We start from the raw sequence: 12,566 nt of genomic DNA on the forward strand, positions 1-12,566 counted from the left end.
TCTCAAGAATAATGGAGGAAGACGCCCCGGGCGTGATCGGCGAAAGTTTCAAGGGAGCAGCATTGGCAAGTCAACGAACAACGTCCGGGGGGCATGACCGGCCAGGATCGGGGCCGCACACCCGCGAGTCCGTTGAACTCTTTAAATCACGTGCCCATGCGCAGGTATTGATCATCGGCGGGGGAATCAACGGGGCGGGAACTTTCCGCGATCTCGCCCTGCAGGGTGTGGATGTCGCCCTGGTCGAACGCGAGGATTTTTGCAGTGGCGCCAGCGGCGCATCATCACACATGATTCACGGCGGCATCCGCTATCTGGAAAACGGGGAACTACGCCTCGTGGCCGAATCCGTCCATGAACGTAATGGGTTACTCAAAACGGCGCCGCATTACGTAAAGCCATTGGAAACCACGATTCCTATCTTCAGCACGTTTTCCGGTATGGTCGCGGCCCCGCTGCGGCTGCTCACGCATAGGCAGGGGAAGCGGACGGAACGTGGAGCCGCCCTGATCAAACTCGGCCTGAGCATCTATGACACCTTCTCCCGGCGCCGCGGGTCAGTTCCACGCCACCATTTTGCCGGCCGGGCGGGCGCATTGCGGGATATGCCGCTGTTGAATCCGGACGTTCGCTACGCCGCCACATACTTCGACGCCTCGGTGCACAATCCTGAGCGTCTCACCCTGGACGTTATCCGCGACGGGGAAGGCGCGAACCTGCATGCCCGTGCGTCCAACTACCTCAGCGTTGCCTCCTCGGCCCCCGACGGAATCGAACTGCGCGACCAGCTGACGGGGGAGACCTTTGACTTCACCGCCGACGTCGTACTCAACATGACCGGCGCGGCGGTGGACCAGACCAACACGGCAATGGGCGCCGCCACCCGCTACATGGGCGGCACCAAGGGTTCACATATCGTGCTGGACCACGACGGTCTGCTCCAGGCGTGCGCCGGACGCGAAGTGTTCTTTGAACACACCGACGGACGGATCGTGCTGATCTATCCCATTGGCGACCGCGTCCTCGTCGGCACCACCGACGTCGACCTGGCCGACGGCGAAGAAGCGGTGTGCACCGACGCCGAAATCGACTACTTCATTGACCTCATTGGGCATGTCTTTCCCACCATCACCGTTGACCGCGGCTCAATTGTCTATTCGTTCTCGGGAGTGCGGCCGCTGCCGCGCCATGACGACGTGGATCCGGGCTTTGTCTCCCGTGACTACCGGCTGGAACGGCGTCAAGAGCAGACACCGGAGGGGACCCGGACAACGGTGAGCCTGGTCGGCGGCAAGTGGACCACATTCCGCGCCCTCGGCGAGCGCGTCACCAATGAGGTGCTCGGGTTGCTCAACCGAACGCGGAAGGTATCCACTGACGAGCTGCCCATTGGCGGCGGCCGGGACTACCCCGCAGCCGACGCCGTTGATTCATGGGTGTCGAACGCGTCGGCCCCTGGCATGCCCGAGGACCGGGTGCGGATCCTGTTCGAACGTTACGGCACGCGGGCGACCGACGTGTTGGCCTATCTGCGCAGCCAGCCGGACCAGGTGTTCCATTCGACCCGGGAACTGAGCACAGCCGAGGTGCAGTACATGGCCGAACACGAGCAGGTGGTGCATCTGTGGGATGTGGTGATCCGGCGGACCTCGCTTGCGTTCCGGGGCCTGGTCACTTCGGAGCTGTTGGAGGAATTGGCGTCGGCCCTGTCCGGCCCGCTGAACTGGGACACGGTCCGGAAGAATTACGAAATAGAGCACACCTGGCGTGTATTGAACGAGCGCCATGGTGTACTTATCCAGAACCTGATCGCCTGAACCACCAGGAACTCAGGGAGCAAGGGGGGGGTTCCACAGACAGTGGACCTTCGCCAGTCGCATTATCGACCTAGTTAGAGGAGTCAAAGATGTCTCTGTGGGAAGTGTTCCTAGCCGAATCATTCGGCACGGCCATGCTGACGCTGCTGGGCTGTGGCGTTGTCGCCAACGTCGCCCTGGCCAAGACAAAGGGCAACAATGGCGGGTTCTTGATGGTGAACTTCGGCTGGGGACTCGCAGTCTTCGCCGGTGTCTATGTGGCATCCCAGTCCGGCGCCCACATTAATCCAGCCGTGACGCTGGGCCTGTTGCTCAATCCCGATACCCCGATGTTCGCCGAGGGGATTGAAGCGACCTTCGCCAACGCGCTGGTGTACTGGGCCGCGGAAATGGTCGGAGCAGTCATAGGCGCCGTCTTCATGTGGCTGGCACACAAGAAGCACTTCGACGAAGACCTCGATCCGGCCGCCAAGCTCGGCGTCTTTGCCACCGGCCCCTCAATCCGGTCCACTCCGTGGAACCTGGTCACCGAAATCATCGCGACCTGGGTGCTGGTCTTCGTGATCCTGATGTTCGGCAATGCCCCCAGCGGCCTGGGCCCGCTCGCCGTGGCCCTGCTGGTTGTCAGCATTGGCGCATCGCTCGGTGGCCCCACCGGTTACGCCATCAACCCGGCACGTGACCTCGGCCCCCGCATTGCCCACGCGTTCCTGCCGATCAAGGGCAAGGGCGGCGGCGACTGGTCCTATGCGTGGATCCCGGTGGTCGGGCCGCTGCTGGGCGGCGCCATTGCCGGGTTGATGGCGCCTCTCATCGCCTTCACGCCGGCAGGATAACCAAGTCAGTACAGTCGAGACCACAACCTGTATGTACCGGCCGGGAGGCAACGACCGCCACCGGTGAGGATGAAGCACATTCACTAAAGGAGTTAAGAGATGTCGGACTACATCATCGCCATCGATCAGGGAACCACCAGCAGCCGCGCCATCGTCTTCGACCATGACGGCAAGATCGTTTCAAGCGGGCAGAAGGAACACGAGCAGATACTTCCCCATGCCGGCTGGGTGGAACACGATCCGGCCGAAATCTGGACCAACACCCGCGAGGTGATTGGCACTGCGCTGTCGACAGCCAACCTGACCCGCCACGACATTGTGTCGGTGGGTATCACGAACCAGCGTGAAACCACAGTGATCTGGGACAAGAACACGGGCGAAGCCGTCTACAACGCGATTGTCTGGCAGGACGCCCGGACCCAGTCCATCGTCGAGGAGCTGGCGGCCGACGGCGGTGCTGACCGCTTCAAGGACAAGGTGGGGCTGCCGCTGGCAACCTACTTCTCCGGCACCAAGATCAAGTGGATTATGGACAACGTCGACGGGGTCCGCGAGCGCGCCGAAGCCGGCGACCTGCTGTTCGGCAATACCGACAGCTGGGTGGTCTGGAACCTCACCGGCGGCACCGACGGCGGCGTGCACATCACCGATGTCACAAATGCGTCGCGGACCATGTTCATGGATTTGCAGACGCTGCAGTGGGACGACGAAATCCTTGACGTTTTCGGTGTCCCCAAGTCGATGCTGCCCGAGATCAAGTCCTCCTCGGAGGTGTATGGCCAGGTCCACGGTAACCAGCTGCTGCGTGAGGTTCCCGTCGCCGGTATCCTCGGCGACCAGCAGGCAGCGACCTTCGGCCAGACGGCGTTCGACAAGGGAGGCGCGAAAAACACCTACGGCACGGGCAACTTCATGATCGTCAATACCGGCGAGGAAATCGTCCATTCCAAAAATGGATTGCTCACCACGCTGTGCTACAAGCTCGGCGACGCCAAGCCGGTCTACGCGCTGGAGGGCTCCATCGCGGTCACCGGATCGCTGGTGCAGTGGCTGCGGGACAATCTCGGGATGATCAAGTCAGCGCCCGAGATTGAGCAGCTCGCGGATTCGGTCGAGGACAACGGCGGCGTATACATTGTTCCGGCGTTCTCCGGGCTGTTCGCACCGTACTGGCGCGGCGACGCCCGCGGTGCCATGGTCGGACTGACCCGGTTCGTGAACAAGGGCCACATTGGCCGGGCCGCGCTGGAGGCCACGGCCTTCCAGTCCCGCGAGGTGCTGGACGCGGCCAACGCCGACGCCGGTGTGGACATGGAGGACATGCGGGTCGACGGCGGCATGGTCGCCAACGATGCCTTGATGCAGTTCCAGGCGGACATCCTCGGGATCCCGGTCATTCGCCCGGAGATCATTGAAACGACGGCGCTCGGTGCTGCCTATGCTGCCGGATTGGCCGTCGGTTTCTGGGAGAGCACCGACGAGGTGGCGGCCAATTGGTCGGAGGGCAAGCGCTGGGAGCCGCGGATGGACGCTGCGGAACGCGACCGCCAGCTCCGCCTCTGGAAGAAGGCAGTGACCCGCACGTTCGACTGGGTCGACGAGGACGTCAGGAACGCCTGAGCGCCGACGGCGCCGGGCCTGGTCGAAGAGGCCGGGTATTGACGGGTGCGTGCGGCACTGATCGCCGGCCGGCGCGGAGGACTTAGTCCTGCAGCACCTTTTCGGAAAGCCGGTCCGGATTGCCGAACCGGTGGGCCGTGATACTGACCGCCTGCTCGAGCAAAAACGGCAGCAGCTCCAGGCGGCCCGCCGTCGTCACCTCATCATCGTGGACCGCAAGATCCGGGTCCCCGGCGGTGGCTTCACAGAGCGCACTGTAGCCGCCGCCGATCAGCCGCACCCGGCTATATCCGAGCCGGCCCGCCGCCGCCCGGCGGTGGAAGTCCTCATCCGTCTCAGCGGTCAGGTCGGTACAGGTCTGCGGCAGCGCGGCAGCCAGTTCCTGGGGTAGCGGCTGCGCCGTGCTGACCTCGAATCCGGCCCCGGAGCGGGCCGCAGCCAGTACAACGCGGACCAAATCGGTCAGGCTGCCGGCCTGGTTGAGCCGGATCGTCACGCCGGTGGGCAGGTAGCGGAACTCGTTGCGTTCCAATCCCAGCGCCGTGACATCGATGCTGCGCCCGAATGTCGAGTCATAGGCAGCCTGGTCGGAAACGACTGACCGGGCGAGGAATGCCTGGTCCTGACCGCTGAACAACATGGCATGCATGATGTCGGCGACGGCGGGGACCAGTTCCACTTCCGTCATCGCCTCACCGGCGGCGGCGTGGCCGTCATCGGGCAGCGGCCGGCGATGCCAGTGAACCATATGGATCAGGTAATTCGGGCCACCGGCCTTGGCACCGGGGCCCACCGATGAGCGCTTCCACCCGCCAAATGACTGCCGGCGCACGATGGCTCCGGTAATACCGCGGTTAATGTACAGATTGCCCGCCTGGACCCTGTCGAGCCATACCGGCAGTTCATCGGCATCCATGGTGTGCAGGCCGGCCGTCAGGCCATAGACCGGTGCGTTCTGCAGCTCGATGGCCTCCTCGAACGTGTCGGCGGTCATCACCCCAAGCACCGGCCCGAAAAACTCCGTGAGGTGGAAGTGGCTGCCCGGCTGCACCCCGGCACGCACTCCCGGGGACCAGAGCCTGCCGGACTCGTCCAGTTGCTTCGGCTCAACGGCCCACCACTCGCCGTCGCCCAGGGTGGTCAGCGCATCTTCCAGCTTTCCGCCCACCGGCTCGATCACCGGGCCCATTTCGGTCTGCGGATCCGCCGGCCAGCCGACTCTCAGCGACGAAACGGCGTCGACCAGCTGGTTGCGGAAACGGGACGACTGCGCTGCAGGCCCCACCAGGATCACCAGCGAAGCGGCCGAACATTTCTGCCCGGCGTGGCCGAAGGCCGACTTGGCGACATGCTCGGCCGCCAGGTCCAGGTCGGCACTGGGCGAGACGATCATCGAGTTCTTGCCACTCGTCTCGGCCAGCAGCGGCAGGTCATGCCTCCAGGAGCGGAACAGTTTCGCCGTCTCATAGCCGCCGGTCAGGATCACCCGGCCCACGGCGTCGTTGGCAATCAGATGCTCACCGACCGGGCCCTCATCGACGTCGGCGAAGATCAATACATCCTTCGGCACCCCAGCGGCCCACAACGCTTCAACGATGACGGCGGCGCACCGCTTGGCCTGCGGCGCCGGCTTGACGATGACGGCGCTGCCGGTTGCCAGCGGGGCCAGCATGGAACCGGTCGGGATGGCCACCGGGAAGTTCCACGGCGGCGTGACGACCGTCAGCGGCACCGGGTCATAGCCAGCCGAGCCGGCCGAGCCGATGTTATCGAGCTCTTCGGCCTGCAGCGCATAGTAATTGGCGAAGTCGACCGCCTCGCTGACTTCCGGGTCTGTCTCGGAGATGGTTTTACCCGCCTCGCTGGCAGCGACCTGGATCAGCCCGGCCCGTTGCCGGGCGAGCTGCCGGGCGGCGGCGCGCAGCACCTCCGCCCGCGCCGGCGCGCCGCGGGCCGACCACGCCGGCTGAGCCTGCAGTGCCCGCGACACTGCCGCGTCGACGTCGTCGTTGGTGGCCAGGAACGACTCTTCAACCAGCTGCCGGCCCAGGGTGCACCCGGGAACGCCATCGAGAATCTGCCGGCCCCACTGCCGAATGTGCGGCAACGAGGAGTCGGAATTGGATTCGTTGTCGAATTCACCGCTGCCCAGCTCGAGAGCCCGTTGCGGGTCCTGCTGCCGATTCCGCTCCGGGACAAGGGTGTCGACGTGGTTCAGCGAGGCCAGGAAGCGTTCCTTCTCGCGTTCGAAGAGGGTGGGCTCCGAGGTCAGCTCGAAGACGGCGGACATGAAATTGTCTCCGCTGGCGTTCTCTTCCAGGCGCCTCACCAGATAGCTGATCGCCACGTCGAACTGCTTGGGATGGACCACCGGAGTGTAGAGCAGCAGCGAGCCGACCTCGTTGCGGACCTGCCGGGCTTGTTCCTCGGCCATGCCCAACAGCATTTCGTAATCAACCCGGTCCGCCACGCCGCGCCTCAGCGACAGAATCCGGGCGAAGGCGATGTCGAACAGGTTGTGCCCGGCCACGCCGAGACGCATGCCGTCCATGTTCTCGGGCCGGAACGCCCAGTCGAGCACCCGCTTATAGTTCGTATCGGTGTCCTGCTTGGTGCCGTAGGTCGCCAGGGGCCAACTGTGCACCGCCGCGTCGACATGCTCCATGGGCAGATTCGCCCCCTTGACCAGCCGCACCTTGACGCCCGCACCGCCGTCGGCCACCCGTTGCTTCGCCCACGCCGTCAACTCCTGCAGGGCGCCAAGGGCATCGGGCAGGTACGCCTGCAGCACAATGCCCGACTCGAAGTTCTTCAGCTCCGGCCGCGACAGCACCCGCTTGAAGACCGCCAGCGTCAGGTCCAGATCGTGGTATTCCTCCATGTCCAGGTTGATGAACTTCGGCGTCGAAGCCTCCAGGGCCATCTTGTACAGCGGAAAAAGCCGTTCGGCCACCATCTCGACGGTTTCGTCGAAGGCCCACATATTGAGCCGGCTGACGACAGAGGAAACCTTGATCGAGACGTAGTCGACGTCGTCGCGCGCCAGCAGCTGCTTCGTGCCCTCCAGCCGCGCGTCCGCTTCGGATTCGCCAAGCACCGCTTCACCCAGCAGATTCAGGTTCAGCCGGATACCGCTGTCATCGTCTCCCTGCAAGGTGGCGATCGAGTCGGCCAGCTTGTGCGGGCGGGCATCGACAATCAGGTGCTCCACCATCGAGCGCAGCGCCCGCCGCGCGATGGGCACCACGAGCCACGGGACGGCCGGACCCATCAGCCCGCCCAGCTTAACTGCGGCGCGCATGTACCAGGGCAGGAACCGAGGCACTTCCGCGGCCAGTCGGGACAGTTCGTGGGCCGCCACGCCCAGGTCTTCGGGACGGATCACCCGGTCCACGAACCCCAGGGTGAAGTCGAGCCCGGCCGGATCCTTGAGCACCTCGGCCAACAGGGCGGCGGAACGTGACGCCTTCGCCGAGGTCAACTGAACTGGCTCGGGGGCGGTCATATCATCGGGCAGATGCAGCCACCGGCGGACCATACTGACGACGTCGTCGGCGAGGTCCGCGGGACGAGGCTCACTTGCTTCAAAACTGTTCGTCATAATCTGACGATAGACCGCTAAAGGGCAGTGGAACCACCCTGGCGGGCTCACTGGCACCCTCCTGCGCTAAAGTAGGCATATGAAGACGCTCCTGCTTTAGCCGGCCGCGCAGTGCATCTGTGCGGCGTGCCCCTCCACTGTCGAGGGGCTTTTGCATGTTCATGCAGCAGGACCAGGAGCGAAACCGATTTGAAGGACAAACACAGAGTCGAGGCATTTGTGAGTGCGCAACCGGAAACAGGGCAGCCGGCCCGGGACAGCTATGACTTTGCTGCGATGGAGGCAAAGTGGCCCTCCGTGTGGGAAGACCTGAGGGTATTCGAACCTGCCGACGACGGTTCCCGCGAACGCCGCTACGTGCTCGATATGTTCCCGTACCCCTCCGGCGACCTGCACATGGGCCACGCCGAAGCATTTGCCATGGGCGACGTCGTCGCACGCTACCTGCGCCAGCGCGGCTTTGACGTGCTGCACCCCATTGGCTGGGACTCATTCGGGCTGCCGGCCGAAAATGCCGCGATCAAGCGCGATGCGCATCCAGCCGAGTGGACCTATGCCAATATCGATACCCAGGCCGCCTCCTTCCGGCGGTACGCGATCAGCGTGGACTGGTCGCGGCGGCTGCACACCTCAGACCCGGAGTACTACCGCTGGACCCAGTGGCTGTTCTTGAAGTTCTACGAGCGCTCGTTGGCCTATCGGCGCAAGTCGCCCGTCAACTGGTGCCCATACGACCAGACGGTGCTGGCCAACGAGCAAGTCGTCAACGGGATGTGCGAGCGGTGCGGCACCGCGGTGACGAAGAAGAACCTGAACCAGTGGTATTTCAAGATCACCGAGTACGCCGACCGGTTGCTCGAGGATATGGACCAGCTTGAAGGCCACTGGCCGGACCGGGTGCTGGCCATGCAACGCAATTGGATCGGCCGGTCAGAGGGCGCCCATGCGCGCTTCGCCATTGAGGCCGACGCCGGACTGCCGGGGCGGGAAGTGGAAGTATTCACCACCCGGCCTGACACCTTGTACGGGGCCACGTTCTTTGTGGTCGCGGCCGACTCCGACCTGGCCGTGGAACTGGTCGCGGCCGAGCAGGCCGCGCAACTGGACGACTACCGTGAACAGGTCAAGTCGCTGTCCGAAATCGAGCGTCAGTCGACCGAACGGCCCAAGACCGGCGTGTTCCTGGGACGGTACGCGGTCAACCCGCTCAATGGCGAGAAACTGCCGGTATGGGCCGCGGATTACGTGCTGGCCGAATACGGCACCGGCGCCATCATGGCCGTACCGGCCCATGACCAGCGTGACCTGGACTTCGCCCGTGCGTTCGACCTGCCGGTGCGGGCAGTGCTGGACACCGGCGAGGCGGACCCGGCCGAATCCGGTGTTGCCACCACTGGCGAAGGGACGCTGGTCAATTCCGGGTTCCTGGACGGCATGGATAAGACCGCGGCCATCGGCGCGGCAACAGCGAAGCTCGAAGACGCCGGGGCGGGGGAGAAGACTGTCAATTTCCGGCTGCGCGACTGGTTGCTGTCCCGGCAGCGTTTTTGGGGAACCCCGATACCGATCATCCACTGTCCGGACTGCGGGGAAGTGGCGGTGCCCGAGGACCAGCTGCCGGTGACGCTGCCCGAGGGGATGCGCGGCGAGGCGCTGGCCCCGCAGGGCACCTCGCCCTTGGCCGCCGCCGAGGACTGGGTCCGGGTGTCGTGCCCGGACTGCGGGGGCGAAGCCCAACGGGACACCGACACGATGGACACGTTCGTCGACTCCTCCTGGTATTTCCTGCGCTTCGCATCGCCGCACTTCGCCGACGGCCCGTTCGACGTCGATGCAGTGAACCAGTGGATGCCGGTGGCCCAATATGTCGGCGGCGTCGAACATGCGATTCTGCACCTGTTGTACAGCCGCTTCTTCACCAAGGTGCTCCAGGACATGGGACTGGTGCAGTTCAACGAACCCTTCAGCGCGTTGCTGAACCAGGGGCAGGTGATTAATGGCGGCAAGGCCATGAGCAAGTCCCTGGGCAACGGCGTGGACCTGGGGGAGCAGCTGGACGCATACGGCGTCGACGCCGTCCGGTTGACCATGATTTTCGCCTCGCCGCCCGAAGACGACGTGGACTGGGCGGATGTTTCCCCGTCCGCCTCCGCCCGGTTCCTGGCCCGCGCCTGGCGCCTCGGCCAGGACGTGACCAGCGCCGTCGACGTCGACCGCGCCAGCGGGGATACAGAACTGCGTGCCACCGTCCACCGGACGGTGAACGAGGCTGCCGAGCTGATCAACAGCCACAAGTTCAACGTGGTGGTGGCCAGGGCCATGGAACTGGTCAACGCCACCCGCAAGGCCATCGACAGCGGCCCCGGACCAGCCGATCCCGCGGTCCGCGAGGCCGCCGAAGCCGTCGCCGTGCTGCTGAGCCTCTTCGCGCCCTACACCGCGGAGGACCTGTGGGCGAAACTCGGCAGGGAAGCGTCAGTGGTCACGGCCGGCTGGCCCCGGGTCGACGAACAGCTGCTGGTGCGCGAGACCATCACCGCGGTGGTCCAGGTCCAGGGCAAGGTCCGTGACCGCTTGCAGGTTCCGGCCGATATCGGCGAAGCCGAGTTGCAGGCGCTGGCGCTGGAGTCCGAGGCCGTGAGCCGCAGCCTGGACGGGCGGCAGATCCGCAAGGTGATCATACGCGCTCCCAAGCTCGTCAATATCGTCCCGGCGTAGCCGCACGCAGCCGCACGCAGCCGCACCGAGCCACCCTGCAGACGCTGAGCCATGATGCCAACCGGGCCCATGCCGGATGACACCGGCCGCATTGCGGTGGTCACGGACTCCGCGGCGGCACTGCCGGCTTCCTGGGTGCGGGACGCTGCCGCCCGCGGCAGGTTCGCGGTGGTGCCCATGCCGGTGATGGTCGACGGCGATATTTTCGATGAAGGCGTTGACGACCTCCGCGACGCCCTGCGCGCAGCGCTCGAAGCCGGCAGCCCGGTCCGGACGTCGCGACCGTCCCCGGGACAGTTCAGCCGGATCTATGGCGAGCTTGCCGCGAAGGGGATCACCGGCATCGTGTCCGTGCATATCTCGGCATCGCTGTCCGGTACCGCCGATACGGCCCGGCTGGCCGCCTCGACCGCCCCGGTGCCGGTCAATGTGATCGACTCACGGACCGTCGGCATGGCCCAGGGGTACGGGGTGCAGGCGGCGCTCGCCGTGGCTGAAGCCTCAGGCACGATGGAGGCGGCAGCGGCGGCCGCAAGGCAGGCGTGCGGAGCGTGTTCGGTCTACTTTTACGTTCCCTCACTGGAACAACTGCGCCGTGGCGGGAGGGTCGGAGCGGCGGCCTCCTGGCTGGGAACTGTGCTGTCCATCAAACCGATTCTCGGGCTCCGTGACGGAACGGTGGTTCCGGTCGAACGGGTCAGGTCAACGGCGAAGGCCGTGAGCCGGCTCGAGGAACTGGCCCTGGCTGCGTCCGGATCCAACGACGCAGCCCGATGGGCGGTGCACCACTTTGATAACCGGCAACCGGCCCAGGAACTTTCCATCAGACTGGGACTGCGCAGTGGAGCCGCCGACGGCGGGCAGCTGACAACGCTTCCGGCGGTGCTTGCCGCTCACACCGGTCTGGGCACGCTGGGGGTGGTGGTGCCCGGCCCCGCCACAGACACCTCCTCCACAACCGAACCTTGATCCGGCGCAGTCCACATGGGGCAGCAGCTCGGTTCCGGCTGACGGCCCGGGTTCCTAGCGTGAAGCTATGGGCAAGCATGAATGGATGACGCGGCGGACGTCCCGGTCCAGGTATCAGGATGTCGGGCACCAACACGAACCCATGGCGTCCGGCAGCCGCACTCGATGGTGGGTCGGGCGGGCAGCGGCCTGGGTTGCTGTCGGGCTGGTCGCCGGAATGATTGCCATGTTGTGGTTGACGGGGGCATTCGCGGAGCCCGAACGCACAGTGACGAAGATCGCCACCGCCGGGGGCGCCGCGGCCGCGGCCGGTGCCCCGGGCGGGCAGGATGACAGCGGCGGCAGCACCGGCGGCGGTATCGGGAACAGCGACAGCGGCGGCAGCGAAAGCAGCGGCGTCGGGAACAGCGGCGGAACGGCCGGACAATCAGAGCGCAAACGAAAGACCGGAGCCGCTGTCGCCGGAGGCCGGCCAACGGCCACAGCGGGGTCCGCCGGTGAACAGGGGGACAAGCTGGTCGTGCACGTGGCCGGGGCCGTGAAGGACCCGGGCATTGTCACACTGGAGCAGGGCAGCCGGGTCCACGAAGCCGTCACCGCCGCCGGCGGCCCCCGGAACAAGGCGCAGCTGGGCGCCATAAACCTGGCGGCCCCGGTGCAGGACGGCCAACAGTTGTATGTGCCCGAACGGGGCGAAGTGCCGGCCAATGGGACGGCTGCTTCAGGGTCCGAACCGGCCACAGGCTCCGGATCGGTGTCCGAGGCGTCAGGCAACGCAGAATCCGGTGCCGAGCCCACGCCGGTGGTCAATATCAATACGGCTGATGAAACCGAACTGAGCACCTTGCCGGGTGTGGGGCCGGTACTCTCCGGGCGCATCGTTGACTGGCGGAAGGAACATGGCGCCTTCGGGTCGGTGGCCGAACTTGATGCAGTATCCGGAATCGGCGAGAAGATGATGGCCACCCTCACCGGGCTCGTGACCGTGTCGCATGGTCTCTGATT

Annotated in this window: 7 protein-coding genes; 6 read left to right on the top strand and 1 reads right to left on the bottom strand. The window is 65.4% G+C overall.

Translation table 11 applies throughout. From position 1 onward, the window contains the following. Positions 1-11 precede the first annotated feature (11 nt). The 3 genes from H535_RS0103210 to glpK all read left to right on the top strand — a co-directional run bounded on the left by H535_RS0103210 (position 12) and on the right by glpK (position 4,273). Positions 12-1,817: a glycerol-3-phosphate dehydrogenase/oxidase gene (locus H535_RS0103210; protein WP_081416415.1), complete on the top strand. Its 1,806-nt coding sequence runs from the start codon at positions 12-14 to the stop codon at positions 1,815-1,817. 89 nt (positions 1,818-1,906) lie between these two features. After that, complete coding sequence (locus H535_RS0103215; RefSeq protein ID WP_026818400.1) at positions 1,907-2,653, top strand: MIP/aquaporin family protein; 747 nt, start codon at positions 1,907-1,909, stop codon at positions 2,651-2,653. Positions 2,654-2,752: 99 nt separating this feature from the next. Next, complete coding sequence (gene glpK, locus H535_RS0103220) at positions 2,753-4,273, top strand: glycerol kinase GlpK (protein WP_026818401.1); 1,521 nt, start codon at positions 2,753-2,755, stop codon at positions 4,271-4,273. Between the two features lie 82 nt (positions 4,274-4,355). Here the strand turns inward: glpK and H535_RS0103225 are convergent, their stop codons facing one another. Then, complete coding sequence (locus H535_RS0103225; RefSeq protein WP_026818402.1) at positions 4,356-7,874, bottom strand: proline dehydrogenase family protein; 3,519 nt, start codon at positions 7,872-7,874, stop codon at positions 4,356-4,358. A gap of 219 nt (positions 7,875-8,093) precedes the next feature. On the opposite strand from H535_RS0103225, the gene leuS reads away from it, so the two are divergent. The 3 genes from leuS to H535_RS27565 all read left to right on the top strand — a co-directional run bounded on the left by leuS (position 8,094) and on the right by H535_RS27565 (position 12,564). Then, the gene (gene leuS, locus H535_RS0103230) at positions 8,094-10,592 is read left to right on the top strand and encodes a leucine--tRNA ligase (protein ID WP_026818403.1); all 2,499 of its coding nucleotides are present in this window, start codon (positions 8,094-8,096) and stop codon (positions 10,590-10,592) included. 69 nt (positions 10,593-10,661) lie between these two features. Then, positions 10,662-11,561: a DegV family protein gene (locus H535_RS23215; RefSeq protein ID WP_162144847.1), complete on the top strand. Its 900-nt coding sequence runs from the start codon at positions 10,662-10,664 to the stop codon at positions 11,559-11,561. A 67-nt stretch (positions 11,562-11,628) separates the two neighbouring features. Further along, on the top strand, positions 11,629-12,564 hold the full coding sequence (locus H535_RS27565) for a ComEA family DNA-binding protein (protein ID WP_051298430.1): 936 nt from the start codon (positions 11,629-11,631) through the stop codon (positions 12,562-12,564). The last annotated feature ends 2 nt before the right edge of the window (positions 12,565-12,566 follow it).

The organism is Arthrobacter castelli DSM 16402, from assembly GCF_000430705.1.
GTDB classification, from domain to species: Bacteria; Actinomycetota; Actinomycetes; order Actinomycetales; family Micrococcaceae; genus Arthrobacter_C; species Arthrobacter_C castelli.

What these genes read in the sequence shown, in the direction of transcription:
- H535_RS0103215 (WP_026818400.1), top strand. Translation starts at nt 1,907, where the DNA reads ATGTCTCTGTGGGAAGTGTTCCTAGCCGAATCATTCGGCACGGCCATG.
- H535_RS0103210 (WP_081416415.1), top strand. Translation starts at nt 12, where the DNA reads ATGGAGGAAGACGCCCCGGGCGTGATCGGCGAAAGTTTCAAGGGAGCA.
- H535_RS27565 (WP_051298430.1), top strand. Translation starts at nt 11,629, where the DNA reads ATGGGCAAGCATGAATGGATGACGCGGCGGACGTCCCGGTCCAGGTAT.
- glpK (WP_026818401.1), top strand. Translation starts at nt 2,753, where the DNA reads ATGTCGGACTACATCATCGCCATCGATCAGGGAACCACCAGCAGCCGC.
- H535_RS0103225 (WP_026818402.1), bottom strand. Translation starts at nt 7,874, where the DNA reads ATGACGAACAGTTTTGAAGCAAGTGAGCCTCGTCCCGCGGACCTCGCC.
- H535_RS23215 (WP_162144847.1), top strand. Translation starts at nt 10,662, where the DNA reads ATGCCGGATGACACCGGCCGCATTGCGGTGGTCACGGACTCCGCGGCG.